The organism is Bradyrhizobium australafricanum (assembly GCF_020329495.1).
In the GTDB taxonomy this organism is placed as follows: domain Bacteria; phylum Pseudomonadota; class Alphaproteobacteria; order Rhizobiales; family Xanthobacteraceae; genus Bradyrhizobium; species Bradyrhizobium australafricanum.
In genome coordinates this window covers 296,702-322,607 of the sequence record NZ_JAGKJL010000002.1, presented here as the reverse complement: position 1 = coordinate 322,607, position 25,906 = coordinate 296,702, and the positions used below count along the sequence as shown (strand labels likewise).

At 65.1% G+C, this 25,906-nt stretch carries 20 protein-coding genes; 8 read left to right on the top strand and 12 right to left on the bottom strand.

The window, feature by feature from the left end:
• Positions 1 to 330: 330 nt before the first annotated feature.
• The 3 genes from J6525_RS03245 to J6525_RS03235 form a co-directional block, all read right to left on the bottom strand.
• On the bottom strand, positions 331 to 720 hold the full coding sequence (locus J6525_RS03245; protein ID WP_016842369.1) for a DUF1236 domain-containing protein: 390 nt from the start codon (positions 718 to 720) through the stop codon (positions 331 to 333).
• Between the two features lie 213 nt (positions 721 to 933).
• Positions 934 to 1,713: an NYN domain-containing protein gene (locus tag J6525_RS03240; RefSeq protein ID WP_057020277.1), complete on the bottom strand. Its 780-nt coding sequence runs from the start codon at positions 1,711 to 1,713 to the stop codon at positions 934 to 936.
• Between the two features lie 148 nt (positions 1,714 to 1,861).
• A complete protein-coding gene (locus tag J6525_RS03235; RefSeq protein WP_092079786.1) occupies positions 1,862 to 2,269 on the bottom strand; it encodes a hypothetical protein in 408 nt (135 codons plus the stop codon).
• 363 nt (positions 2,270 to 2,632) lie between these two features.
• Between J6525_RS03235 and J6525_RS03230 the strand changes: the two genes are divergently transcribed.
• Both J6525_RS03230 and J6525_RS03225 read left to right on the top strand, forming a co-directional pair.
• Positions 2,633 to 4,045 (top strand): MFS transporter, encoded by a 1,413-nt coding sequence (locus J6525_RS03230; RefSeq protein WP_225642034.1) that lies wholly within the window; start codon positions 2,633 to 2,635, stop codon positions 4,043 to 4,045.
• Positions 4,046 to 4,150: 105 nt separating this feature from the next.
• Positions 4,151 to 4,909: a GntR family transcriptional regulator gene (locus J6525_RS03225; protein WP_225642032.1), complete on the top strand. Its 759-nt coding sequence runs from the start codon at positions 4,151 to 4,153 to the stop codon at positions 4,907 to 4,909.
• A 6-nt stretch (positions 4,910 to 4,915) separates the two neighbouring features.
• On the opposite strand, the gene J6525_RS03220 is transcribed toward J6525_RS03225, so the two are convergent.
• The 6 genes from J6525_RS03220 to J6525_RS03195 all read right to left on the bottom strand — a co-directional run bounded on the left by J6525_RS03220 (position 4,916) and on the right by J6525_RS03195 (position 10,028).
• Complete coding sequence (locus tag J6525_RS03220; RefSeq protein ID WP_225642030.1) at positions 4,916 to 5,944, bottom strand: zinc-binding dehydrogenase; 1,029 nt, start codon at positions 5,942 to 5,944, stop codon at positions 4,916 to 4,918.
• Positions 5,923 to 6,270, bottom strand: coding sequence for a DUF6166 domain-containing protein (locus tag J6525_RS03215; protein ID WP_225642028.1), 348 nt, complete (start codon positions 6,268 to 6,270; stop codon positions 5,923 to 5,925). Before J6525_RS03215 ends, J6525_RS03220 begins: the two co-directional genes overlap by 22 nt.
• Before the next feature lie 40 nt (positions 6,271 to 6,310).
• On the bottom strand, positions 6,311 to 6,508 hold the full coding sequence (locus tag J6525_RS03210) for a hypothetical protein (protein ID WP_225642026.1): 198 nt from the start codon (positions 6,506 to 6,508) through the stop codon (positions 6,311 to 6,313).
• Positions 6,509 to 6,520: 12 nt separating this feature from the next.
• Positions 6,521 to 6,898, bottom strand: coding sequence for a DUF4175 domain-containing protein (locus J6525_RS03205; RefSeq protein WP_225642024.1), 378 nt, complete (start codon positions 6,896 to 6,898; stop codon positions 6,521 to 6,523).
• Positions 6,885 to 7,682, bottom strand: a complete 798-nt coding sequence (locus tag J6525_RS03200) for a sterol desaturase family protein (RefSeq protein ID WP_225642085.1) — start codon at positions 7,680 to 7,682, stop codon at positions 6,885 to 6,887. Before J6525_RS03200 ends, J6525_RS03205 begins: the two co-directional genes overlap by 14 nt.
• Before the next feature lie 216 nt (positions 7,683 to 7,898).
• Entirely contained in the window at positions 7,899 to 10,028 is a 2,130-nt protein-coding gene (locus tag J6525_RS03195; RefSeq protein ID WP_057020270.1) for an acetate--CoA ligase family protein, read from the bottom strand.
• A gap of 217 nt (positions 10,029 to 10,245) precedes the next feature.
• On the opposite strand from J6525_RS03195, the gene J6525_RS03190 reads away from it, so the two are divergent.
• From J6525_RS03190 to frc, 3 genes are all read left to right on the top strand, one after another.
• Positions 10,246 to 10,941: a GntR family transcriptional regulator gene (locus J6525_RS03190; protein ID WP_050387017.1), complete on the top strand. Its 696-nt coding sequence runs from the start codon at positions 10,246 to 10,248 to the stop codon at positions 10,939 to 10,941.
• An 89-nt stretch (positions 10,942 to 11,030) separates the two neighbouring features.
• On the top strand, positions 11,031 to 12,764 hold the full coding sequence (gene oxc / locus J6525_RS03185) for an oxalyl-CoA decarboxylase (RefSeq protein ID WP_225642022.1): 1,734 nt from the start codon (positions 11,031 to 11,033) through the stop codon (positions 12,762 to 12,764).
• Between the two features lie 59 nt (positions 12,765 to 12,823).
• A complete protein-coding gene (gene frc, locus J6525_RS03180) occupies positions 12,824 to 14,101 on the top strand; it encodes a formyl-CoA transferase (RefSeq protein WP_057020269.1) in 1,278 nt (425 codons plus the stop codon).
• A gap of 101 nt (positions 14,102 to 14,202) precedes the next feature.
• Here frc and J6525_RS03175 read toward each other — a convergent pair whose 3' ends face one another.
• Both J6525_RS03175 and J6525_RS03170 read right to left on the bottom strand, forming a co-directional pair.
• A complete protein-coding gene (locus tag J6525_RS03175; RefSeq protein ID WP_026192543.1) occupies positions 14,203 to 14,445 on the bottom strand; it encodes a helix-turn-helix domain-containing protein in 243 nt (80 codons plus the stop codon).
• Positions 14,446 to 14,456: 11 nt separating this feature from the next.
• The gene (locus tag J6525_RS03170) at positions 14,457 to 15,014 is read right to left on the bottom strand and encodes a DUF2975 domain-containing protein (protein WP_225642012.1); all 558 of its coding nucleotides are present in this window, start codon (positions 15,012 to 15,014) and stop codon (positions 14,457 to 14,459) included.
• 133 nt (positions 15,015 to 15,147) lie between these two features.
• Here J6525_RS03170 and J6525_RS03165 point away from each other — a divergent pair, with 133 nt between their 5' ends.
• Positions 15,148 to 15,654: a DUF2147 domain-containing protein gene (locus J6525_RS03165; RefSeq protein WP_376708418.1), complete on the top strand. Its 507-nt coding sequence runs from the start codon at positions 15,148 to 15,150 to the stop codon at positions 15,652 to 15,654.
• A 283-nt stretch (positions 15,655 to 15,937) separates the two neighbouring features.
• Here the strand turns inward: J6525_RS03165 and J6525_RS03160 are convergent, their stop codons facing one another.
• Complete coding sequence (locus J6525_RS03160; RefSeq protein ID WP_225642007.1) at positions 15,938 to 16,735, bottom strand: helix-turn-helix transcriptional regulator; 798 nt, start codon at positions 16,733 to 16,735, stop codon at positions 15,938 to 15,940.
• A 268-nt stretch (positions 16,736 to 17,003) separates the two neighbouring features.
• Here J6525_RS03160 and J6525_RS03155 point away from each other — a divergent pair, with 268 nt between their 5' ends.
• Together J6525_RS03155 and J6525_RS03145 are read left to right on the top strand one after the other, a co-directional pair.
• Complete coding sequence (locus J6525_RS03155) at positions 17,004 to 20,411, top strand: autotransporter outer membrane beta-barrel domain-containing protein (RefSeq protein ID WP_225641997.1); 3,408 nt, start codon at positions 17,004 to 17,006, stop codon at positions 20,409 to 20,411.
• Between the two features lie 325 nt (positions 20,412 to 20,736).
• Positions 20,737 to 25,701, top strand: coding sequence for an autotransporter domain-containing protein (locus tag J6525_RS03145; RefSeq protein ID WP_283848608.1), 4,965 nt, complete (start codon positions 20,737 to 20,739; stop codon positions 25,699 to 25,701).
• Positions 25,702 to 25,906: the final 205 nt, after the last annotated feature.

Below are 25,906 nucleotides of genomic sequence, written 5' to 3'. Positions count from 1 at the left end.
CTTCCATCCCCTGCTCTTGATTGAGACGAACGCTGGCTGCGTCCATCCGTTGCGGATCAGTTTAGGGGATTGCGGCGTCAGGCCAACCGGTCGCTTCATGAAAAAAGCTGGGCGGTGCCATGCCGGTATTCATGGGACCCAAGAAAATCCCCGCGGGCGATGGGCCCGCGAGGATGTCATTTCCTTACTTCCGTCATTGCGAGCGAAGCGAAGCAATCCACGCTTCAGCATACGCGGCGCGATGGATTGCTTGGTCGCTTCAGCGCAAAATTGCTTGCAATTTTGTCGCGAGCTCCTCGCAATGACGGTGGAACAGGCACGATCACGCGATCAGTCGATGATCTTGACGATCCGGCGGGTGCGCGGCTCCACGATCACGCGGCGATCATTGACGACCGCATAGCGATACTCGGTGTAGCGCGGCACCGGGCGCAGCACGACGGTGTCGGGCAGCGGCTCGCCGACGACGACGCGTTCACGCACCACCACCGACGGCTCGTTGCGCGGGATCGACGTGATCACCGCATTCGGAATCTCGAGGCCGGCGCCGACCGCGGCACCCACCGTGCCGCCGACGATCTCGCCGACAGGCCCCGCGATTTCGCCGCCAGCCCGCGCGCCGTTCGCGGCACCCGCCGCAGTCGTGGACTGCGCGAAGGCCGAGCCGGACGCGAGCAGCGACGCAGCAGCGACAAGGGACACAGCAAAACGCTTGTTCATGATTCTCCTCCTCCGATTGATCGATGCCCCCTCAACATCGCAAGCAACGAGAACGTTCCAGTTCCAACGCTGCAACCCGCGCAACGCCAGTTCCGCGCGCAATTCGCTTGATTCCGGCACGAACGAAAATGCTGCTCCGAACAACCTTCGAAGCAGCATTCATCCTGGGTTCAGATTCAGAGATCGTGCAGAACAGACCGCACTGCGCGCCGTTCATTCCGGCGATTTTTGATCGGCTCGCCGTCTCGGAGCTCGCCGTCTTGGCGGCGGTGCAGCCGCTGGCTTGATGCGAATTCGCATCGTCCCGCCTTTCGACTCGATCTCGAAAGCGTTGGTCCTGCGCACCAGTTCGCCGAGGGTGCGGAAGCCGTAGGTCCTCTGATCGAAATCCGACGCGAAATTGGCCAGCTGCCGTCCGACCTCGCCAAGCGTGACCCAGCCGTCTTCGCTCGCCATCTGGCTGATGACCTTCTTGATGATCGGCGTGGCGGCCTCGGGCGGCTGCAACGGCTGGGCCCGCACGGCGGCATCCTGATTGCTCGGCGCGCCGCCGCGCAGATTCTCGGTATAGACGAACCGGCGGCAGGCCTGCCGAAAACTCTCCGGCGTCTTCTGCTCGCCGAACCCGAACACGTCGATGCCGTGCTCGCGGATGCGGGCGGCAAGCCGGGTGAAATCGCTGTCCGACGACACCAGGCAGAAGCCGTCGAACCGTCCGCTGTGCAGCAGGTCCATGGCGTCGATCACCAAGGTGATGTCGGATGCATTCTTCCCGGTCGTATACGCGAATTGCTGCTGCGGAATGATGGCGTGCTTCGACAGGATGTCGGCCCAGCCCTTGGACCTCGGATTGGAGAAGTCGCCGTAGATGCGGCGCACGCTGGCCTCGCCGATCTTGGCGATCTCCTCGAACAGCCCATCGGCGATCTTTGCAGATGCGTTGTCGGCGTCGATCAGGACGGCCAGACGAGGCGAACGGAGTTCGGAAGGCATGGCATTTCTCGGCTGGGACAGGATGAATGGACAATTCCGCAGACAGCCGCGGAACCGGCGCAGCTGCCGTATCGGAGCACATCGCGCGTCCCAAGCATAGGCGGCATCGCCAAGACGTCGCGGCGATGGCGGCCTTGAGGCGGCGAGGTCAGATCACCTCGCCCAAGTCGATCGCCCGCCTGGCGAACTCGATGGCCTTCTCGGCGGTGATCGCGTCCGCTGTGGTCGTTGCCTCGTCGCGCACCGACGGCGGCGAAGCGATCCGGATCTTCTTGCCGTTCGAACGGCGGATGGTCGCGCGCCAGCGATCCACATCGCGCCGGTAGGCATCGATGACAAAATCCCGATAGGCGACGCCGCTCATGAGCGGCTGAATCGATGCCGCTTCGACAGTGAGCGGCCGGCTTGCGATGTCGCGCACCATCTCGACAATGGTCTCGACGGCATGCTCACGCGCGACGCCGGTCGCGTCCCTGAGCAGATAGTTCACCGCCGCGCCGATCTGCGCCCTCGCGCGATCGTCGCTCGCAAAACCCAAATCGGCCTGAACTGACATATGGGGAAAACGCCTCCGCCCGACGCAACATCGGATACCTCCAGGCATCCGGTACCTTGTAACCACGTGACGTTTAGTCGGCTCCCCATTAAAGCCGGATTATCCGTTAGCCCCCGATTTCTCGGATGCCGTTAACCGGCACTTGATGCCGCTTCGCGGATGCCCGACGCGGCAGGGATGGTCGACCGGATCACGGAAGGACCGGGCTACGCGCCGATGTGTTCGCGGCCTCACCCGCTGCCGCAGCCCGGTCCGTGCCGCCAATTCGCGCGTGATCAGCAATTGACATATCACTGCTATCCGTGTGACATTTTATTAAAAGGGCCGACAAGAGCCCATCAATCTCTACTTGGGGAGGCAGCAATGACCATTTCCGACGTCACCGCAGCAGCCGGAAGCCGGGCTCCGGCCGCCGTTGCGCGAACCGCGCAGGCGCAGCAGGTCGCCGATATCGCGGCACGGCTCGAACGCCTGCCGCTGACCTCCTATCAGCGCTGGATCTTCGGAATCATCGCGACCGCGTGGTTCTTCGACAGCATGGACCTGGCCGCGCTCACCTTCGTGCTCGGCTCGATCCGCCAGACCTTCGGCCTGTCGACGGCGGAAGCCGGGCTGCTGTCCAGCATGAGCTTCCTCGGCATGTTCGTGGGCGCCGCGTCCGCCGGCCTGCTCGCCGACCGTTTCGGCCGCGCCCGCGTCTTCCAGGTCAGCATGATCTTCTGGGGCTTGGGCAGCCTGTGCTGCGGTCTCTCGACGACGGCCACCGCGCTCGGCGCGTCCCGCCTTCTGCTCGGCTTCGGCATGGGCATGGAGTTTCCGGTCGCGCAGTCGATGGTCTCGGAGATCATGCCGGCGCGCAACCGCGGCCGCTACATCGCGTTCCTCGAAGGATTCTGGCCGCTCGGCTTCATCGCGTCGGGCCTGTTGACCTACTTCGTGCTGCAGGTCGCCGACTGGCGCTGGGTCTTCATCCTGCAGGCGATCCCGGCCGTGTTCGTGCTTGTGGTGCGCCGCTACGTTCCGGAATCGCCGCGCTGGCTCGCCTCGCACGGCTATTCCGAGCGGGCCGAAGTGACCGTGCGCAATATCGAAAGCAAGGTCCGCGACCGTCTCGGCGGCAAGGACCTGCCGCCGGTGGTGCGCCAGGTGGCTGCCCCCGTCTCCGAAGTGACCGGCCTGAGAACCCTGTTTTCGGGCATCTACGCCAAGCGGACCACGATGTTGTGGACCCTGTGGTTCTTCGCGCTGCTCGGCTTCTACGGCCTGACCACGTGGCTCGGCGCGCTGCTGCAGGCCAAGGGCTTCCCGATCACCAAATCGGTGTTCTACACCATCCTGATCTCGCTCGCGGGGATCCCCGGCTTCCTGGTCTCGGCGTGGCTCGTCGAATCCTGGGGCCGCAAGGCGACGCTGGTGATGAACCTGCTCTGCGGCGCGATCGCCTGCCATTTCTACGGCTCGGCGGCGGACCAGACCCAACTCATCATTGCCGGCCTCTGCATGCAATTCTTCCTGTTCGGCATGTGGTCGGCGCTCTACGCCTATACGCCCGAACTGTACCCGACCCATGTCCGCGCGACCGGAACGGGGTTTGCCTCCGCGGTCGGCCGAATCGGTTCGCTGATCGGCCCCTATGTGATCGGCGTGATCCTGCCGGCGGCCGGACAAGGCGGCGTGTTTGCGCTCGGCGCCGGCGCGTTCGTGATGGCGGCGCTTACGGTGCTGTTGCTCGGCGAGGAAACCCGCGGCCGGACGCTGGAAAGCATTTCGCACTGATGGGCGCGCGGCGCGCCGTCCGATTCGGCTTAGGCCGATCGACCGGCCTTGTCATTACCATCGGGCGTGTGAGATATCTGTTGTACAGCAGCACTCACGATCCTGATGGTAAATTCGAGCAAACGATCCAGCACGGTGCGCGCGCGCACAGCAGGGAGCCGCCGGCCGGCACGGCAATCGTCCGCCACCGGCGACAAGCCGCGCGGTTCCGCACCGGCCCCTCTCCCGCAAAGCGACGTCACGCTCACCGATCGCGCCTATGCCGAACTGGAAGAGCTGATCGTGACGCTGCAACTGCCGCCGGGCACCGCGCTCTCCGAGCTCGTGCTCGCCAAGCGGCTCAACATCGGCCGAACCCCGATCCGCGAAGCCTTGCAGCGCCTGTCGCGCGACGGCCTCGTCAACATCCTGGCCCGCCGCGGCGTGCTGGTGTCCGAGATCGACCTCAGGGCCCAGCTGCGCCTGCTCGAAGTCCGGCGCGAGCTGGAACGGCTGATGGCGCGCGGCGCCGCCGAGCGCGCCACCAGCGAGCAGCGCACGCAGTTCTCCGAGATCGCCGCCGGCATGCGGCGCGCGGCGGAGAAATCCGACGATCTGCTGTTCATGCGGCTGGATCACCAGTTCAACACCCTGATCTCCACGGCGTCGCGCAACGAATTCGCCTCCCGCGCGATGGGCCTGATGCATGGCTTGTCGCGCCGCTTCTGGTACCAGCATTACAAGGAAGCGGCCGATCTGCCGCTCGCGGCGCGGCTGCATGCCGACGTCGCCGAAGCCGTCGCCGAGCGCCGCGTCGACGCCGCGGGCGCGGCCTCCGACAGCCTGATCGACTACATCGAAAGTTTTGCGCGTTCGACGCTGTAACGGCTCTCAGAGTTCGACGACCGTGCGGATCGAACGTCCGCGCCGCAGCGCCTCGAAGCCGTCATTGATGCCGTCGAGGCTGCAGCGGCCGGTGATCAGTTCGTCGAGCTTGAGCCGGCCGTCGAGATAGGCCTGCGCCAGCAAGGGAAAGTCGCGCCGTGGCCGCGCGCCGCCATAGCTCGAGCGGCGAAATCGCTTCTCGCCCATCAACGCGCCCCAGCGAAAACTCACGTCCTGCGTGACGTCGATCTTGCCGAGCCAGATCACCTCGCCGCCCGGCCGCACCGCCTCCGCGGTCTGCCGAAACGCTTTGGGATGGCCTGCCGCCTCGAGGATGACGTCGGCTCCCCGGCCGCACGTCGCCTGCTTTGCGAACTGGACCGGGTCCTCGCGCGCCGCGTTGACGACGTGCGTGGCGCCGAGCTGCCGCGCCAGCGCCAGCTTTGCATCATCGAGGTCGACCGCGATAACAGCACCTGCGCCAGCAAGCCGGGCGCCCTGCACCGCTGCCAGCCCGACCGCACCGCAGCCGGTGACCATCACGGTATCGCCGTGGCCGATGGCGGCGACGTTCAGCGCGGCGCCGACGCCGGTCATGACGCCGCAGCCGATCAGGCACGCGCGGTCGAACGGGATGTCATTCGGCACGACGATCGCCTGCTGGGCCGGCAGCACGACATATTCCGAGAACGCGCCGAGGAACATCAGGTGCGCGAGGTTGCAGCCATCCGCGAGCCGCGCTCTCGACGCGCCGTCGAAATGCACGCCTTCCGCGCCCCTCGCAAGGTAGGTCTCGCACAGGATCGGCTGCGCGCGGTCGCAGTGAAAGCAGTGCCCGCAATGCGGATTCCAGGACAGGATGACGCGATCGCCGACGCTGATGTCGCGCACCGCGTTGCCGATTTCCTCGACCACGCCTGCCGCCTCGTGCCCGAGGATCATCGGCAAGGGATAGCGCAACGATCCGTCGATGACTTCGAGATCGGTGTGGCAGAGCCCCGCGGCACGCACCTTCACCACGACGTCGGTCGGCATGGGCGGCGCCAGCGATATGCGCTCGACGGAGAGCGGCGCAGCGCCGCGACCGCCTCGTCGAGATCGGCCGAGGAGAGCTCCCATTCATTGTCGAAATTGGCGACGACGCGCCGCATGAAGCTCTCGTGCAACGCTTTCGCGGCAGTGGCATCGTGCAGATGGTCATAGAGCAGCGCGAAGGCCAGTTGTGCCGGCTCGGGCCCCTCGTAGCTCCATTCAAAGCCGTGTTCGGTGAGACGAAGCTGGTCGTAATGCGGTGACAGCGGCTTGCCATCGACCAGCACCGAAATGCCGTCGATGGTGCGGTCCCCGGTATAGCTCGCCATCGGATCCTCCCTGTGCTGCAGCATCATATCAGGAGCTCGGTCAGGATCCCGGCGGACGCATCTTGAGGTCCTTCTTGACGACCTCGGGGAAGATCCACATCGCGACGGTGGCGAACACGCCGAGGAAGGCGACCGCATAGCTCGGTCCCTGCTGTCCCAGATAAACCATGAAAAAGTGTCCGCAGGCTGCCGTGGCGAGGCATGCCAGCGACAGCATGAGCTTGATGTGGCTTGGCATCGAGACCTCCCTTCAAGTCATCCACGTGTACAACGACGGCGCCGCCACGCGGACCAGCAGCGCGAGCGCGGCGATCATGGCGCAACAGGACAGCCGCAATCCCGCGCGTCCATCGCGCCACCATTCCGGCAGCGCCTGAAACAGCCCGGGCAAGAACAAGAACAGCACGCCGCCGACGACAACAATTGTGGTCCAGCGCAATTCGGCCAGCGCGAATGCCAGCGTGCCGGCGAGCAGCACCACCCATAGTGCGGTCGTCATCGTCACCGGCAGAACGGTGCGCCCGCGCAGCGGGTACATGCCGGCCAGTTGCAGGAAGCCGATGCAGCACACGCTCCACAGCAGGCCGAACCAGGCAAGGCCGGCGAGATTGGGTTCAAGCTGCGGCATGCGGCACCGATTGCTCCTTCGCCACGACCCGCGGCGTCCGCGCCGTGCGGCGCATGTCGGTCTTCACGTAGCGCGTGCTGTAGCCATTGAAGACGTGGCCAAGCAGGCCGCGATTGAGGTCGGAGGTGCCGAACACATAGTCCATCACCGGGAAGGTCAGATTCATGTTCCGCTCCATCATGATCGACTGGTTGTGATGGGCGGTATGATGCCGGCGAATGGTGTTGACGAACGGCATGTTGCGCACGAAGGCATTTTCCTCGACGTGGCAGCAGAAATGCATGAACTCGTAGATCAGGTACATCGAGGTCGTCGTGGTGATCAGCAGCCAGCCGGTGTTGGCCGAGATCACAAGGCCCGCGATGATTGCCGGCGGGATCGACATCAGGGTGAACACCACGAGCGCATAGGGCGGGAAGAAGGTGACGCGCCAGTCGTGATGATCGGCGAAGCGCATCTCCTCCTCGGTGAAGAACTGATGGTGCATCAGCGTGTGGCGGCTGTAGACCGCGCGCAGCAAGGGCACATTCGAGGGCCGGTGCATGACGAAGCGGTGCACCGCCCATTCGAAGAAGTTTGCGATCAGGAAGACCACGGGAATGGTGAGGTATTCCCACCATTTCACGTCGTGCACATTGGCCAGATAGACGTACAGCGCCGTGAATCCGATCGTGTAGATCAGCACCACATGCAGCCAGCCATTGTACCAGCCCACCACGCGCTCGCGGTAGGTCGCGCGATATTTGCGCTGGCGGTCGGTCATCCCTGTTGCAGCCAACTCCATCGCGGGTCCCTCCGTCATTCTTGATCTGATATATCAGTACCACATCAGATGCGGAAGGCAAGCTTCGTCAGTCGCGCGGGTCCGGAAAAGAAGGTGGCGCACGGAACCCGCTCAGGACCTCAGGAAAGCTTGGGATGATCTCGAGAACGGCCAATAACAAAAAAGCCGCCCCGGACGGTGTCCGGGGCGGCATGTGGTATTCGACAGATCAGAAGATCAGAGCAGGCCCGCGCCGCGCGCCCACTTGTACTTGGCGCCGAGCACCTCGACCGGGAGTTCGGTCGAATAGGCGTAGGCCGGGATGCCGTTCTGGTAGAGATATTCGGCGGCTTCCTCGACCTCGACGTCGCCGGCGAGCGAGGCGACGATCGGCTTGACGAAGCCCTTGGCCTCCATCTCCTTCTTCACCTCGACCATGTTGCGCGCGAACACCATCGGCGGCGTCACGATGGTGTGCCAGTAGCCGAGGATCAGCGCGTGGATGCGCTCATCCGACAGGCCGAGCTTGACCGTGTTGACGTAGGTGATCGGCGGCTCGCCGCCGGTGATATCCACAGGATTTCCAGCCGCGCCGAACGGCGGGATGAACTTGCGGAACGCCGCATCAAGATCCGGCGGCATCTGCATCAGCGACAGGCCGTTGTCGACCACGGAGTCGGAGAGCAGCACGCCGGAGCCGCCGGCGCCGGTGATGATCAGCACGTTCTCGCCCTTCGGCGTCGGCAGCACCGGCACGCCGCGGGCGAATTCGAGCAGCTGCCGCAGGCTGCGGGCGCGGATCACGCCGGACTGCTTGAACACGTCCTCATAGATCTTGTCGTTGCCGGCGAGCGCGCCGGTGTGCGACGAGGCCGCCTTCGCACCCGCCGAGGTGCGGCCGGCCTTGAGCACGACCACCGGCTTCTTCTTGGAGACGCGTTTGGCGGCCTCCGCGAAGGCACGGCCGTCCTTCAAATCCTCGCAGTGCTGCGCGATCAGGTTGGTGTTGGGGTCCTGCTCGAAGAAGGCGAGCAGATCGTCCTCGTCGATGTCGGACTTGTTGCCGAGGCCGACGATCGCCGACACGCCCATCTTGGCCGAGCGCGAGAAGCCGATGATCGCCATGCCGATGCCGCCCGACTGCGACGACAGCGCGGCGTGGCCCTTGACGTCATAGGCGGTGCAGAACGTGGCGCAGAGATTGGCCGGCGTATAATAGAAGCCGTAGATGTTCGGCCCCATCAGGCGGATATTGTACTTCTTGCCGACCTCGACGATCTCGGCCTGCAATTCCGGCGCGCCGGCCTCGGCAAAGCCCGAGGGAATCAGCACCGCGCCGGGGATTTTCTTCTCGCCGCATTCGGCGAGCGCGCCGGCGACGAATTTCGCCGGGATCGCGAACACCGCCGTGTCGATCACGCCGGGCACGTCCTTGACGCTCTTGTAGGCCTTGTAGCCGAGGATCTCGTCGGCCTTGGGGTGGATCGGATAGATCTCGCCCTTATAGCCGCCGTTGATGAGGTTCTTCATCACGGAGTTGCCGATCTTGCCGTCCTCGGCGGAGGCGCCGATCACAGCAACGCCCTTCGGCTGCATGATTCGGTTCATCGCGGCGACGATCTCTTCGGTCGGACGCGGCGCCGGGCGCGGCTTGTAGTTGAAGTCGACGACGATGCGGACGTCGGCCGCGATCGCGTTCTTGCTGGTGGCGAACACCGGGTTGAGGTCGAGCTCGACGATCTCGGGGAAATCGCTGACCAGCTGCGACACCTTGACGATGACGTCGGCGAGCGCCTCGCGATTGACCGCCTCGCCGCCGCGCACGCCCTTCAGCATCTCATGCGCCTGGATGCCGTCGAGCATCGACAGCGCATCATCCTTGGTCGCGGGCGCGAGGCGGAAGGTGATATCCTTGAGGATCTCGACCAGCACGCCGCCGAGACCGAAGGCGACCAGCTTGCCAAACGAGCCGTCGGTGATCGAGCCGACGATCACCTCGGTGCCGCCGCCCAGCATCTGCTGGACCTGGATGCCCTCGATCTTGGCGTCGGCCTTGTACTTCCTGGCGTTGGCGAGAATCGTCTCGTAGCTCTTCTCGGCCTCGGCGGCGCTCTTGACGCCGACCACCACGCCGCCGGCCTCGGTCTTGTGGAGGATGTCGGGCGAGACGATCTTCATCACGACCGGGAAGCCCATGTCGGAGGCGATGCGGGCGGCCTCGGCCGCCGACTTGGCGACACCCTCTTTCGGCACCGGAATGCCGTAGGCGTCGCACACCACCTTGCCTTCGGGCGCGGTGAGGCTCGTGCGCTTGTCGGCCCTGACCGCATCGAGAATTTTGCGGACCGCATCCTTCGAATTTGACATTGGCTTCCTCCTGGGACAGATTTCGTGGCATTTGGTATGCCAAAAACGCAATTGTCAAGGTCGGCCGAGGTCCAAAAAGATCGAAAAATATAGGCAGCTTGACATTCTGGTATTTGGCATGCCAAAAATCTAAGGTAATTTCTTCTGCTAAGAAGACGTCTCCAAGAGGAGGAGACGAGTCGTGCCAGAACCGAAACAGACCAAGGCGTCGCCCACCATGGCTGACACAGATATCGCCATCGTCCGGATCGCGCCGGAGACGAGCTTCAAGAACAAGGCCTATGAGGCTTTGAAGGAAGCGATCCTGAAGATGGACATCTACGCGACGCCGGAGCCGGTGATGCTCGACGAGCGCGCACTGTCCGAGCGCCTCGGCGTCAGCCGCACGCCGATCCGCGAAGCGATCGCGATGCTCGAGCAGGACGGATTCGTGAAGACCGTGCCGCGCCGCGGCATCGTCGTGGTCCGCCGCACCAAGGCGGAGATCGTCGACATGATCCGCGCCTGGGCGGCGCTGGAGAGCATGGCGGCGCGCCTGATCACGACCACCGCGCGCAAGAAGGACATCTCGGCGCTGCGCGACTTCTTCAAGGACTTCAGCGACGATCGCCTGCCGCAGGATCACGTCGAAGAATATTCCAAGGCCAACATCGCCTTCCACCAGGCGCTGATCTCGCTGTCGGAATCGCCTGTTCTGGTCGACCTCACCAATGACCTGCTGCTGCATGTGCGCGGCTATCGCCAGCTCACGATCGGCCGCAAGGACCGCACCGCGACCTCGCTGCCCGAGCATCTCGGGATCATCGAGGCGCTGGAAGCGCGCGACACCGAGCTTGCCGAGAAGCGCGCGCGCGACCACACGCTTGGGCTTGCCGCCTATGTCGAGGCGCACGGCCAAGAATTATTCACGTAGAGAACCGTTCACTTAAGTTTGAGAGTCCACACCCGCTTCAGACGACAATCAGATCGTCCGAACAAAGAACGATCAGGGAGACGATGCCGATGCTGAATACCGCTACGAAGTCCGAGGCACCGGGCACCGAGCAAGAACTGACCGATGGCTTCCATCTCGTCATCGATGCGCTCAAGCTCAACGGCATCGACACCATCTACGGTGTGCCGGGTATCCCGATCACGGACCTGGGCCGCATGGCCCAGGCGGCGGGCATTCGCGTGCTCTCGTTCCGCCACGAGCAGAATGCCGGCTATGCGGCGTCGATCGCCGGCTTCCTGACCAAGCGGCCCGGCGTCTGCCTCACGGTGTCGGCGCCCGGCTTCCTCAACGGCCTCACCGCGCTCGCCCACGCCACCACCAACTGCTTCCCGATGATCTTGGTCTCGGGCTCGTCCGAGCGCGAGATCGTCGACCTGCAGCAGGGCGACTATGAAGAGATGGACCAGCTCGCGATCGCCAAGCCGCTGTGCAAGGCCGCGTTCCGCGTGCTGCACGCCCAGGACATCGGCATCGGCCTCGCGCGCGCGATCCGCGCCGCGGTGTCGGGCCGTCCGGGCGGCGTCTATCTCGACCTGCCCGCAAAGCTGTTCTCGCAGGTGATGAACGCCGACGCCGGTCAGAAGTCGCTGGTCAAGGTGATCGACGCGGCACCCGAGCAGATCCCCTCCCCGTCTTCGGTCAAGCGCGCGCTGGACGTCCTGAAGAGCGCAAAACGCCCGCTGATCATCCTCGGCAAGGGCGCGGCCTACGCGCAGGCCGACGAGGCGATCAAGAATTTCGTCGAGAAGAGCGGCGTGCCGTTCCTGCCGATGAGCATGGCCAAGGGCCTGCTGCCCGATCTGCATCCGCAATGCGCGGGTGCGGCGCGCTCGACGGTGCTGAAGGAAGCCGACGTCGTGATGTTGATCGGCGCCCGCCTCAACTGGCTGCTCTCGCATGGCAAGGGCAAGACCTGGGGTGAAGCTCCGAAGAAGTTCATCCAGGTCGACATCGAGCCGAAGGAAATGGATTCCAACGTCGAGATCGTCGCCCCCGTGGTCGGCGACATCGGTTCCTGCGTCTCGGCATTCCTCGACGCCATGGGCGCGAACTGGACCGCGGCGCCGTCCGACTGGCTCTCGACCATCGCCAAGAAGCGCGACGACAACGTCGCCAAGATGGCGCCGAAGCTGATGAGCAACGCTTCGCCGATGGATTACCATGGCGCGCTCGGCGCGCTGCGCGCCATCATCGCGGAACGTCCGGACACCATCTTCGTCAACGAGGGCGCCAATACGCTCGACCTCGCCCGCGGCGTCGTCGACATGCACAAGCCGCGCAAGCGGCTCGACGTCGGCACCTGGGGCGTGATGGGCATCGGCATGGGCTATTCGATCGCCGCTGCGGTCGAGACCGGCCTGCCCGTGCTCGCGGTCGAGGGCGACAGCGCGTTCGGGTTCTCGGGCATGGAGGTCGAGACCATCTGCCGCTACAGGCTGCCGATCTGCGTCGTGATCTTCAACAATGACGGCATCTATCGCGGCACCGACGTCAACAGCGCCGGCGACGATCCGGCGACCACCGTGTTCGTCAAGGGCTCGCGCTACGACAAGATGATGGAAGCCTTCGGCGGCGTCGGCGTCAACGCCACCTCGCCGGACGAGTTGAAGCGCGCGGTCAATGCGGCGCTGGATTCCGGCAAGCCGACGCTGATCAACGCGGTGATCGATCCGGCGGCGGGCTCGGAGAGCGGCCGCATCGGCAACCTCAATCCGCAGAGCGTTCTGCAGAAGAAGAAGTAACCCCTAACCCCCATCACTCCCTGCGGGTGCAGGGGCAGACAGAGTACGGAGCAAACATTATGACCAAGGCGCTGAAGGGCGTTCGCATTCTCGATTTCACTCACGTCCAGTCGGGTCCGACCTGCACGCAATTGCTGGCCTGGTTCGGCGCCGACGTGATCAAGGTCGAGCGTCCCGGCGTCGGCGACATCACGCGCGGCCAGCTGCAGGACATCCCGAACGTGGACAGCCTGTATTTCACCATGCTGAATCACAACAAGCGCTCGATCACGCTCGACACCAAGAACCCGAAGGGCAAGGAAGTGTTGACCGCGCTGATCAAGCAGTGCGACGTGCTGGTCGAAAACTTCGGCCCCGGCGTGCTCGATCGCATGGGCTTCCCCTGGGAGAAGATCCAGGCCATCAACCCGAAGATGATCGTCGCCTCGATCAAAGGCTTCGGCCCCGGCCCGTATGAGGACTGCAAGGTCTACGAGAACGTCGCGCAGTGCACCGGCGGCGCCGCCTCGACCACGGGCTTCCGCGACGGCCTGCCGCTGGTCACCGGCGCGCAGATCGGCGACAGCGGCACCGGGTTGCATCTCGCACTCGGCATCGTCACCGCGCTGTACCATCGCACCCACTCCGGCAAGGGCCAGCGCGTCACCGCCGCGATGCAGGACGGCGTGCTCAACCTTGCCCGCGTCAAGCTGCGCGACCAGCAGCGCCTCGCCCACGGTCCGCTGAAGGAATACAGCCAGTTCGGCGAAGGCATTCCGTTCGGCGATGCCGTGCCGCGCGCCGGCAACGATTCCGGCGGCGGCCAGCCCGGCCGCATCCTGAAGTGCAAGGGCTGGGAGACCGACCCGAACGCCTACATCTACTTCATCACCCAGGCCCCGGTCTGGGAGAAGATCTGCGACGTGATCGGCGAGCCGACCTGGAAGACCGATCCGAACTACGCCAAGCCGCCGGCCCGCCTGCCGCGCCTCAACGAGATCTTCGCCCGCATCGAGCAGTGGACGATGACCAAGACCAAGTTCGAGGCGATGGAGATCCTCAACAAGGACGACATCCCCTGCGGTCCGATCCTGTCGATGAAGGAGATCGCCGAAGACCAGTCGCTGCGCGCGACCGGCACCGTGGTCGAGGTCGATCACCCGACCCGCGGCAAGTACGTCTCGGTCGGCAACCCGATCAAGCTGTCGGATTCGCCGAGCGACGTTCAGCGCTCGCCGCTGCTCGGCGAGCACACCGACGAGATCCTGCGCGAGGTGCTCGGCTTCAGCGATCACCAGGTCGCCGAGATCCACGACTCCGGCGCGCTCGACCCGCCGCGCAAGCAGGCGGCCGAGTAAGGGTCGCACTCAAGCACAAACACCAACGGCCGCGGGCAACCGCGGCCATTTTGTTTTGATAGGAACTTGCGGTCCCGCGCCGCTGTCGACCGCACGCCGGATCAACCACCCTCGCCGCTCTCGCCGTCACCGCCCTCATCCCCCGGCACATATTCCAGGATATCGCCCGGCCGGCAGTCCAGCTCGCGGCAGATCGCCGACAGCGTCGAGAAGCGCATCGCTTTCGCCTTGCCGGTCTTCAGGATCGACAGGTTCTGGATCGAAATGCCGATCGCGTCCGCGAGGTCTCCGAGGCGGCGCTTGCGCTTTGCGAGCATGACATCGAGGTTCACCACGATGGGCACAAGCATCACCCTCAGATCGTCAGATCGTTTTCGGACTGCAACAGGATGGCCTGCTCGATCACGAATTTCAGCGCCATCAGGAACACGCCGCCCGCGACCGTGCCGACGTCGACGCCGTAGCTCGGCAGGAAGAACTTGATGTCGCCGAACTGATACAGCGCATAGGTCACCGCGATGGTCGTGATCGTATCCACAAACGGCCAGACCACCAGGAAGATCCCCATCCACCAGACACCCTGCAGCGTTTCGGACACGAAGATCCGTCCGTTGGCGAATCGGTTCACCATGCGATGTAGGATGCCGATCAGCACGGCGTAAAACGATACCCCAAGCGCGAACAGCGACCAGAACAGCACCTGGCCCTTGGCGGACATGGTCAGCGGGTTGGCGACGATGCTGGCGCACTTCGCCTGCTCGCCGATCAGGCTCTCGGCGATCGTCGCCGACGCCGTGGTGGTGCGGTAATAGGCCAGCCACAGCACCACCGGCAGTGCCGCCCAGATCAACCAGAACGCCCGATCGAGCCTGCGAAACCAGAGCTGGCGCTGCTCACGAACCGATTTCCCCATCGCACCCATCCGAAAAATTCTTTGCCAAAAAGCCGGTACGGCCGGATTGCATCATGCCTAGGCAATGTCATTGACTCAACCTTAAACGTGATTTATTTCATGTTTATCATGAAATTTTTCATGAAGAAGGTGGATGATGACGGTATTCCCAGACCAAAACGGCCTGCGCAAGGCCCTGAAGCAATTGATCCACGCTCACCTCACGCGCCGCTTGATCGTGGCCGCGTTCCACATCCCGCTGCTCGGCAGCCCCGCCGATGCCGCCAAGGCGAGCGACAAGGCCAACGATCCGGCCGGCGTCTGGCTGACCCAATCCGGCGACGCCAGGATCAAGGTCCACCGCTGCGGCAGCGCGCTGTGCGGCCGCATCGTCTCGTTGAAGGAGCCGACAGACAGGGCCACCGGCAAGCCGCAGCTCGACGACAAGAACGCCGATCGCGCGCAGCGCACCCGACCGGTCATAGGCATGTCGCTGTTCATCAACATGCAGCCCGCCGGCCCGAACAAATGGGCCGGCCGGATCTACAACGCCGACGACGGCAAGACCTATGAGAGCTCGGTGACGCTGGTCTCGCCGGGCACGCTGAACGTTCGCGGCTGCATGGGAACGCTGTGCGCCGGCGAAGACTGGATGCGGTGAAGGGTACGCGGTGAAGGGACTTGGCCCCGACCCTTCATCGGCCAAGAAGAAAAGCAAACCCGCTCACTCGAGGCCGCCGCATTTGGGCGGCCTTCTTTTATGAACTAGTGTGCTGAATGCGAAGTTCGTGCGATTTCGCGGCAGCCACTTTCACGAACTTCGCATTCATAAAGCACACTGGAATCATAAGTTTGCTAGTGTCCTTATCGAATCCGAAGTTCGCTCCGAAGGTGCGGCAAACGATGCGAACTTCGGATTCGATAAGGACACTAGCCGCCCGCGCTCAACCTTCGAGGCCGAGCTTCCACAGCGGCGGCAGATCGGCGAAGGGCGGCGTGGTGTGGGCGATGACGATCGCGGCGCGCCGGCTGTCGGAATCGGTCTTGCTGTTGATCGCCTTGACGTGCGCCTTCACGGCATCGAGCCCGACGCCGAGGATAGCAGCGATCTCCTCGTTCGACTTGCCCTGGGCGATCCACGACGCCACCTCGATCTGGCGCGGTGTCAGCGCGGGAAATGCCAGCCGCAGGCGGTCGCTCGGCGTCAGCGCCGCCAGCGTTCGCTCCTGCGCCTGGCGGTAGCCGCGTAGGATGTGCGGACGAAAACCCTGCATCCGGTCGCGCTCCTCGTCGCTGAACGCTGGCCGTCCCACCACGCGATGCCCGACAACCGTGACCACATAACCGGCGTGCTCGAACGCGATCCCCATGATCCGCCGCGCCCCCGACGGAAGGAACACCTCCTTGGCAATCGGCAGCTCGACGAATTCCTCGTCGCTGAAGAAATCCGACTCGCGCAGCGCGCGTTCGCCATAGAACGCCGGATCGTGCTGCCAGAACGGATGCGAATGCATGTGCTTCGCAAACGCCTGCATGCCGCGGGCACGAACCTCCGGATCGTCGCCGACCGAAATCAACGACCGGAAATCCCAGCTCGGACGATGGAACTCGGTGAAGCTCACCACCTCCGCATCGACCAGGCGGCCGACGCCGGCGAACAGGACACCAGGCAGCGTGTGCAGGTTGGACTCAGATTCGTAGAGACGAATGATTTCGTCGTCGAGTGTGCTGTCCCGTTGCATGGGATTCTGATCGACCAGGTTTGATTTGATTTTTTGGCGATCGCTGCAACGTCACGACGTGCCCACATGTTGCAGTAAAGCCTCGCTCGCCGTCTTATCGTTCGTGCGCGCGTTGGTATACCCCTTAGGGTAATGGCCAGATCGCATTCGAATACGGAATCTCTGCGCTGTGTCGAGTCCGACACATCGCGCGACGTAGTCTGGGGCAGCAACACGCATGGCCCGGCGAAAGTTGCAACAATTCGAGTTACTATCGGGACTGAATGCGGTGACCCCATTGGAAGACGCAGCGGAACGTCCCGCTGTAGGACAGCTCGAAGATACACGTAACGGTTGCTTTGAAGCGAGACTGCGCGCGCGGCACCAGCAAGCATTATTCCGCGGCGCGCTGCTGGGCACGACATCGCTGGTCGCGCTCGCGCTGCTCACGGTAACGCCGGTACCGTCCCATGCGGCGGACATCGTCTGGACCGGCGCCAACTCGTCGACCTGGACCGACCCGACCAACTGGCTCCCGAACACCCTTCCGGCCTCCCCCAACAATGCGGTGATCGACACCACCTCGCCGCATGCCACGACGATCGCGGGGACCGCGGGGCAGGCCACTAACCTCTATATCGGCCAAAACGCCATCGGCGAGCTGACGATCAGCGGCGGCGGCACGATGAACAACGTCAATGGCTTCATCGGAAACAATGCCGGTTCGAACGGCACCGTGACGGTCGATGGCTTCGGCTCGGTGTGGTTCAGTGTCGGTGTCAATGTCGGCGTGGCCGGCACCGGCACGCTGACGATCCAGAACGGCGGCACCGTGGCCGGTACCAACGGCCTGATCGGGTCCTTGCCTGGCTCGAGCGGGACCGCAACGGTCACCGGACCCAACTCGTCCTGGAACATGACTGACGATCTCTCTGTCGGCACAAACGGAACCGGTGTGCTGACAATCAAGGCTGGCGGCACCGTGAGCGATCGCAACGGCCGCGTCGGCTTTGTTCCCGGTTCGAGCGGCACCGTCACCGTCACCGGCCCCGGCTCGTCCTGGACCAACTCCGCCGAGCTCTATGTCGGCACCGCCGGTACCGGCACGCTGAACATCGAGAACCGCGGCGTCGTGAGCAACGGCGCCGACTCAAATGCCTACCTTGGCTATATCTTCGGATCCAACGGCAACGTAACCGTCGATGGCGCCGGTTCATCGCTTCTCGTCGGCAAGGAGCTTCATGTCGGCTATGTCGGCACCGGCGTCCTCAACATCCAGAACGGCGGCGCGGTCAGCAACGACACGACCTTCATCGGCTCCAATGTGGGCTCCAACGGCAACGTTGTCGTCACCGGCGCCGGTTCGTCGCTGAGCAGCGCTGACTTCCTGTATGTCGGCTACTCCGGCACCGGCACGCTCGACATTCAAAATGGCGCCACGGTCACCACCGCCCCCAGCGCGACTCGCGGGATTGCCGGTATCGGCGTCGTTGCAGGCTCGAACGGCACGGTGACGATCGACGGCGCCGGGTCGTCCTGGACCCATGGCGGCATTCTCAATGTCGGAGGTGGCGGCACCGGCACGCTGACCATCCGGAACGGCGCAGTGGCCAGCATGATCGGCAGCGACATCGGCTTCCTCGCCGGCTCGAAAGGCACGGCCACGGTCACCGGCTCCGGCTCGTCCTGGACCAACAGCTTCGCCCTGTTTGTCGGCGATGCCGGCAGCGGCACGCTGACGATCCAGAACGGCGGCATCGTAACGACGCCGCTTTTTGGTGTTGCCAATCAGGCCGGCTCGACCGGCACCGTCAACATCGGCGCCGGGCTCGGTCAGGCCGCCGCGGCGCCGGGCACGTTGAACACGCCGACCGTCACGTTCGGCGCCGGCACCGGCAGCATCGTCTTCAACCACACGTCTGCGAACTACAGCTTCGACCCGGCCATATCAGGCGCAGGGTCGGTGCTGGTGGAGGCCGGCAAGACCATCCTGACCGCAAACAGCACCTACACCGGCACCACCACGGTCGACGGCGGCACGCTCAGCGTCAACGGCTCGATTGCGTCCTCGTCCCTCACCTCAGTCAACGCGGGCGGCACGCTCGGCGGCAACGGCACCGTCGGCAACCTCACCATTGCCAGCGGCGGCACCGTGGCGCCGGGCAATTCGATCGGCACGCTGAACGTCTCGGGCAATGTCAGCTTCGCGGCCGGCTCGATCTATCAGGTCGAAGCCAATGCCGCCGGCCAGTCCGACAGGATCGTCGCCACCGGCAAGGCGACACTCGGCGGCGGCAGCGTGCTGGCGCTGGCGCAGAACGGCACCTATGCGCCGCAAACCACCTACACCATCCTCACCGCGAACAGCGGCGTCACCGGCAGCTTTGCCGATGTCACCAGCAGCCTTACCTTCCTGAACCCGTCGCTGACCTATGATCCGAGCAATGTGTATCTGACCTTGGCGCGCAACAGCACGACCTTCCCCGACGTCGCGCAGACGCCGAACCAGCTCGCGGTGTCGAACGCACTCGAAGCGAGTGCGCAGACCAGCCCGTTGGTGGTCAGCATCCTCAATCAGAACGCCGCCGGCGCACGGCAGGCGTTCGATGCGCTGTCGGGCGAGTTGCATGCCAGCACACAGACCGCAATGCTCGACGATTCACGCTATCTGCGCGACGCTGTGCTCGGCCGGTTGCGGCAATCCGCGTTTGCCGGCGATGCAGGGCCGATGGCCGCGCTCAGCGCCGGCGGTCCGCAGCTGGCGGCGATGGATTCGATGGCGGCCTCCTCCGCCCTCGCCTATGCCGGCGCGAGCCGTCCCGGCTTCCCGATCAAGGCGCCGCCGCTCGCCGCGCCCGCGCGGATTCCCGACACCGCATTCTGGGCCCAGGGCGTCGGCGCCTGGGGCCGCTTCGGCGGCGACGGCAATGCGAGCGGCATGACGCGCGACCTCGCCGGGTTCTTCAGCGGCGTCGATCATCGCTTTGCGCCGAACTGGATCGCCGGGATCGCCGGCGGCTACACCAATTCCTCGTTGCGCATCGGCGACCGCACGAGCTCGGCCAACATCGACACCGCGCATCTCGCCGGCTATGTCGGCGCGACCTACGGCGCGCTCAGCCTGCGCGGCGGCGCCGGCGCCAGCTTCAGCACGCTCGACACCAGCCGCTCGATCATCTTCCCGGATTTCTTCGACACCACGCGTGCGCGTTACAACGCCACGTCAGCACAGGTGTTCGGCGAGGTCGGTTACGGCTTCAACCTCGGCAAGGTCGCGCTCGAGCCGTTCGCCGGCCTCGCCTGGGCGCATCTCGACACCGACAGCTTCAACGAGACCGGCGGCAGCGCGGCGCTGTTCGGCGGCCGCAGCAACCAGGACGTCGGCTATTCCACTGTCGGCGCGCGCTTCGCCAGCAATCTTGCGCTCGGCAACGGCATGTGGCTGACGCCGCGCGCCTCGGTCGCCTGGCAATACGCGTTCGGCGATGTCTCGCCGACCGCGGCGCTCGCGTTCCAGAGCACCGGCGCAAGCTTCATGGTGAACGGCGTGCCGCTCGCGCGCAACGCGGCGCTGGTGGAAGGCGGGCTCGACCTGCGCATCACCGCACAGGCAACCGTCGGCATCTCCTATGTCGGACAGCTTGCCGATCGCGTGCAGGATCATTCGGTGAAGGGCAGTTTCAGCTGGAAGTTCTAACGACGGTTTTGAGTTCGTCGCGGAAGCCGAACAGTTGCAACCATCGCTCTTCCCGCTAGCGGGAAGAGCAGCAGCTTTGATTCGATTTTACGCGCAATTCGCGGCGATTGCGGACCGCTCTGTTGCAGCTATGCCTCGCTTGGCGACTGATCGTACGCGCGCACGTTGATGTACCCTTTCGGGTAGTGGCCAGATTGTGGTCCATTGCGGAATCTGTCGACGGTGTCGACTCCGACACATCGCGCGACATCATCAGGGCCTGGCACGCGCAGGCCCGATGAAAACGGCGACATCCTAAGTCTGGCAAGGCTGGAATGCGGTGACAATGCGGGAATACGCGGCGAAGGATTTCGCTGTAGGACAGTTCGGTGGCGCGCAGACCGCCCGTCTCGATGCGAAGTCGCGCGCGAGTTATTTTCGTACCCTCGCCACGGTCTCGCCGCTTGCGCTGATCCTCGGCACGACCGGCCTGACATTGCCGGCTCACGCCCAGGCGGCCTGCACGGCCGACACCACGGCGTGCAGCGCTGCCGGTGGTCCCAACTCCGGCGGGCGTGGCGGCTTCGGCGGCAACGGCAATGGCGCCGGCGGCAACAGCACCAACCTGGTGGGCGCCGACACCGTGCAAGTGCCTGGCAGCCCCAGCAGCGGCGGCACCGGCGGGATCGGCGGTGCGGGGGAGAACGCTGGAGGAAACGGCGGCGCGCCGGGCTCGGCACTAACCGGAACGGCTGTCGTGACGACACCAACCACCGGCGTGACCGGCGACACCGGACCGGACGGGTTTCATTTTGGGTCAGGCGGCGGCGGCGGCGGCACCGGGGTGTATTTTTCGGGCACATCCCTGACCGTCAATGGCGGAGTGACAGTCAACGCCGGTAACGGCGGTGCTGGCGGAAATTCTCCCGGCGCCGGTGGCGGTGGTGGCGGCGGCGGCGGTGGCGCCGGCGTGGTCTCCACCGCAGCCGGCGCCTTCGTCTCGAATGCGGGGACGATCACGGGAGGGCAAGGCGGGACCGGAGGCGGCGGGACCGGACTCGGCGGCGGCGGCGGGGGCGGCGGCGATGGCTTGCTGGTGCTCGGCGATGGAACGTCGATAAGCAACGCCGGCAGCATTACCGGAGGCGGCGGCGGCAGCGGCGGGATCGGCTCCCTTGGCGGAGCCGGCACCGGCGGCAGCGGCGCCGGCGTCAATCTGGTCAGCAGCGATAATACACTGGGCAACACCGGCACCATCACGGGCGGTGCCGCGACCGGCACAGGTACGGCCGGCGTCGGTGTCATGACCAATGGAAACAGCACCATCAACAATGCCGGCACGATCAGCGGCGGGCTCAACGCCGACGGCGTGACCCATGCGGCCGCGATCCGTTTCGGTGGAACCAGCAACGTCCTGAATTTGCTGACCGGCTCGACGCTTGTCGGCGATATTCAATTGATTACGGGTGCCGCTGCAACGATTGCAGCACAAAACAACGGGTTCGCGCTCGGCAACAACATCGTGCTCGGCTCCGGCTCCCTCGTCGCCTTCAACACCACGCCGGCCAATTTTTCAGTCACCGGTGTGGTATCGGGCGCCGGCAGCGTGGCCGTGACCGGAATAGGCACGCTCACACTCTCCGGGACCAACAGCTACACCGGAGGAACGACGCTGGCGGGCGGAACGCTGTCGGTGTCGTCAGAGGCCAACCTCGGCGCGGCTTCGGGCTCCCTGACCTTCAACGGCGGCACGCTCCAGGTGACCGGCACGAGCTTCACCGGTACGTCACGCACCATCAATTGGGGCGGCGGCGGCTTCGAGATCGTCGATGGCACCAACAATTTCGTCGTCAGCAACTCGTTCACGGGCAACGGCGGGCTGACCAAGTCCGGCGCCGGAACGCTGACCTTCACCGGCAGCAACAACTACTCCGGCGGCACCACCATCTCCGCCGGCACGCTGCAACTCGGCAACGGCGTCAGCTTCGGATCCATCACCGGCAACGTGGTGAACAACGGCATTTTCGCCGTCAACCGATCGGACATCTATACCTTCGGCGGGACGATCTCGGGTAGCGGTGCGTTCGCGCAGATCGGCATCGGCACCACCATCCTGACCGGCACCAACAGCTATGGCGGCGGCACGACTATGTCGCGTGGCACAGTGCAGGTGTCATCGGACACCAATCTCGGCGCCGCGTCGGGCGCGCTGAATTTCGACGGCGGTGGCACGCTGCGGGTCACCGGCACAGCCTTCACCGGCACCACGCGCGCCATCAACCTGGGCAGCGGCGGCGGAGCGTTCGATATCGCCGATGCCGCCAACAATTTCACCCTGGGCCAGTCGATCAACGGAAACGGCACCCTGTTCAAGTTCGGCGCCGGAACGCTGACCTTGACCGGCAACAGCAGCCTGACTGGCGGCATCGCAATCAGCGCGGGCACGCTGCAACTCGGCAACGGCGGCACCTCCGGCTCCATCCTGGGCCAGGTGATGAACAATGGCACCTTCGCCATCAACCGCTCCGACACCTATACTTTCGGCGGCGACATCTCGGGCAGCGGCGGGTTCGTGCAGAAGGGCAGCGGCACCACCATCCTGACCGGCACCGGCCGCTATGGCGGCGGCACGACGATCGCGAACGGCACGCTGCAGATCGGCAATGGCGGCACGTCGGGCGCGCTCACCGGTAACGTCTTCAATGACGGACGGCTGATCTTCAACCGCTCCGACGACAGCACCTTTGCCGGTTCGATCAGTGGCGGCGGCCTCTTCACCAAGAGCGGGACTGGCACGCTGACGCTCTCCGGCAACAACACCTATACCGGTGGCACGCAGCTTCTCGGCGGCACCTTGGTCGTGCAAGGTGGCAACGCCATTGGCGACAATTCCAGCGTCATCGTGCTCGGCAACAGCACGCTGCGCCTGCTCAGCAACGAGAAAGTCGCAACGCTGTCGTCCGGCGCCACCGATTTCGGCACCGTCGATCTGGCCGCCGGCAATCTCACCACCAGCCTGAATTCGACCATCACCACCGCGCTCTACTATGGTGCCATCACCGGCGCGGGCGGGCTGGTCAAGGACGGCACCTACAAGCAGGTGCTGGCCGGCACCAGCAACTACACCGGCGGCACCACGATCCAGTCCGGCACGCTGCAGCTCGGCGATGCGACGCATCAGGCCAACCTCATCGGCGGCGTGCTCAACAACGCCACGTTCGAGATCGTCAACGCCGATACCTCGGGGCTCACTACGATCACGAACAACAGCAAGCTGAATTTCCGCAACGCGACCTCGGCCGGCGCCGTCACGCTCACCACCACAGCGAGCGGCCAGACCGCGTTTGCCGGCAGCAGCACGGCGGGCAATGCCCGTCTCGTCACCGACGCCGGCGGCGTCGTGGATTTTTCCGCAAGCACGGGGCCGGCCGGAAACCGCGTTCTCTCCGCCGGCTCGATTGAGGGGGCCGGCCGCTATAATCTCGGCGCGAACGCACTCACCGTCGGCGGCAACGACCTGTCGACGATCGTCAGCGGCGTCATGGCCGACGGCGGCGCGAGCGGCGGCACCGGCGCATCGCTCACCAAGATCGGCGCCGGCACGCTGACCCTGAACGGCCAAAGCACCTACACCGGCGCGACCAACGTCAACGCCGGCAAGCTCGTGGTCGGCGACGACAGCCACGGCGGCGCAAGCCTTGCCAGCGCCGTCACGGTGAACAATGGCGGCACCCTCGGCGGCATCGGCACCGTCGGCGGCATCACGGCCAATGCCGGCGGCATCGTCGCGCCCGGCAATTCGATCGGCACCTTGAACGTCGCCGGCAACGTTTCCTTCGCGGCCGGCTCGATCTACCAGGTCGAGGCCAATGCGGCCGGCCAGTCCGACAAGATCATAGCCACCGGCACCGCGACGCTCGCCGGCGGCAATGTGCTGGCGCTGGCGCAGACCGGCACCTATGCGCCGCAGACGGTCTACACGATCCTCACCGCGAACAGCGGCGTCAACGGCACCTTCACCGATGTCACGAGCAGCCTGACATTCCTCACGCCGACGCTGAGCTACGACGCCAACGACGTCTTCCTGACGCTCGCTCGCAACGCCACCTCGCTCACGAGCGTCGCGACGACACCGAACCAGATCGCCGTGGCCGGCGCACTGGACGCAAGCGGGCAACAGCGCGATCCGCTGATGATCGCGGTGCTGAACCAGAACGCCGCCGGCGCGCGACAGGCGTTCGATGCGCTGTCGGGCGAAGTGCATGCCAGCGCGCAGACCGCGATGCTCGACGACTCGCGCTACCTGCGCGATGCCGTGCTCGGCCGTCTGCGGCAAGCTTCGTTCGCCGGCAGCAGCGGGCCGATGGCGGCGCTCGGTTCAGGTGGCCCGCAGACCGCTGCGATGGATCAGCTGTCGGTCAGCACCGCGCTCGCCTATGCCGGCACCGAGCGGTCCGCGTTTCCGGTCAAGGCGCCGCCACTCGCGCGTGCTGCGCCGATCGCGGACACTACATTCTGGGCACAGGGGGTCGGCGCCTGGGGCCGGTTGAACGGCGACGGCAACGCCGCGGGAATGACGCGCGACCTCGCCGGCTTCTTCAGCGGCGTCGATCATAGATTCGCGCCGAACTGGATCGCCGGCATCGCCGGCGGCTACACCAGTTCGTCGGTTCATATCGGCGATCGCGCGAGCTCGGCCGATATCGAGACCGCGCATCTCGCCGGCTATGTCGGCGCGAGCTACGGCGCGGTCAATCTGCGCGGCGGCGCCTCGGCAAGCTTCAGCACGCTCGACACCAGCCGTTCGATCGTGTTCCCGGGCTTCTTCGACGCGGCGCGCGGCCGCTATGACGCGACCACCGCGCAGGTGTTCGGCGAGATCGGCTACGGGCTATCGCTCGGCCGCGCCGCGCTCGAGCCGTTCGCCGGCCTCGCCTGGGCCCACCTCAGCACCGACAGTTTTGCCGAGACCGGCGGCAGCGGCGCTGCCGCGCTGCGCGGCGCCGGCAGCGATCAGGATGTCGGCTACTCCTCGCTCGGCGCCCGCATCGCCACCAGCTTCGCCCTCACCAACGGCATGCAGCTGACGCCGCGTGCCTCGGTGGCGTGGCAGTACGCCTTCGGCGACGTGACCCCGACGGCGGCGCTCGCGTTCCAGGGCCTGGGAACCGGATTCACCGTGGCCGGCGTGCCGCTGGCGCGGAACGCGGCACTGGTCGAAGGCGGGCTCGACCTGCGGGTCACACCGCAGGCCAGCATCGGCATCGCCTATGTCGGCCAGCTTGCCGCCCGGTCCAGGACCACTCGGTAAAGGCCAGTTTTAGCTGGAAATTCTGACCCGCCGCCGCCGAGCCCCGCCCCTTCCACGCCAATCCGGGATGCCGATCAGCCGATTTTGCTGCATTGCACAGTCATGCATGCTGCTATGCAAACAAGCCCGTTGTATCTGGCATCTGGTATACATAGTTTGGCTGCAGATGATGAGCCGGCCCATTGCTGGCCTCCAATGAAAGGGG

Excerpts from the sequence above, each read along its gene's own strand:
- J6525_RS03245 (WP_016842369.1), bottom strand. The coding sequence starts at position 720 with ATGAACAAGCGTTTTGCTGTGTCCCTTGTCGCTGCTGCGTCGCTGCTC.
- J6525_RS03240 (WP_057020277.1), bottom strand. The coding sequence starts at position 1,713 with ATGCCTTCCGAACTCCGTTCGCCTCGTCTGGCCGTCCTGATCGACGCC.
- J6525_RS03235 (WP_092079786.1), bottom strand. The coding sequence starts at position 2,269 with ATGTCAGTTCAGGCCGATTTGGGTTTTGCGAGCGACGATCGCGCGAGG.
- J6525_RS03230 (WP_225642034.1), top strand. The coding sequence starts at position 2,633 with ATGACCATTTCCGACGTCACCGCAGCAGCCGGAAGCCGGGCTCCGGCC.
- J6525_RS03225 (WP_225642032.1), top strand. The coding sequence starts at position 4,151 with ATGGTAAATTCGAGCAAACGATCCAGCACGGTGCGCGCGCGCACAGCA.
- J6525_RS03220 (WP_225642030.1), bottom strand. The coding sequence starts at position 5,944 with ATGCCGACCGACGTCGTGGTGAAGGTGCGTGCCGCGGGGCTCTGCCAC.
- J6525_RS03215 (WP_225642028.1), bottom strand. The coding sequence starts at position 6,270 with ATGGCGAGCTATACCGGGGACCGCACCATCGACGGCATTTCGGTGCTG.
- J6525_RS03210 (WP_225642026.1), bottom strand. The coding sequence starts at position 6,508 with ATGCCAAGCCACATCAAGCTCATGCTGTCGCTGGCATGCCTCGCCACG.
- J6525_RS03205 (WP_225642024.1), bottom strand. The coding sequence starts at position 6,898 with ATGCCGCAGCTTGAACCCAATCTCGCCGGCCTTGCCTGGTTCGGCCTG.
- J6525_RS03200 (WP_225642085.1), bottom strand. The coding sequence starts at position 7,682 with ATGGAGTTGGCTGCAACAGGGATGACCGACCGCCAGCGCAAATATCGC.
- J6525_RS03195 (WP_057020270.1), bottom strand. The coding sequence starts at position 10,028 with ATGTCAAATTCGAAGGATGCGGTCCGCAAAATTCTCGATGCGGTCAGG.
- J6525_RS03190 (WP_050387017.1), top strand. The coding sequence starts at position 10,246 with ATGGCTGACACAGATATCGCCATCGTCCGGATCGCGCCGGAGACGAGC.
- oxc (WP_225642022.1), top strand. The coding sequence starts at position 11,031 with ATGCTGAATACCGCTACGAAGTCCGAGGCACCGGGCACCGAGCAAGAA.
- frc (WP_057020269.1), top strand. The coding sequence starts at position 12,824 with ATGACCAAGGCGCTGAAGGGCGTTCGCATTCTCGATTTCACTCACGTC.
- J6525_RS03170 (WP_225642012.1), bottom strand. The coding sequence starts at position 15,014 with ATGGGGAAATCGGTTCGTGAGCAGCGCCAGCTCTGGTTTCGCAGGCTC.
- J6525_RS03165 (WP_376708418.1), top strand. The coding sequence starts at position 15,148 with ATGATGACGGTATTCCCAGACCAAAACGGCCTGCGCAAGGCCCTGAAG.
- J6525_RS03160 (WP_225642007.1), bottom strand. The coding sequence starts at position 16,735 with ATGCAACGGGACAGCACACTCGACGACGAAATCATTCGTCTCTACGAA.
- J6525_RS03145 (WP_283848608.1), top strand. The coding sequence starts at position 20,737 with ATGCGGGAATACGCGGCGAAGGATTTCGCTGTAGGACAGTTCGGTGGC.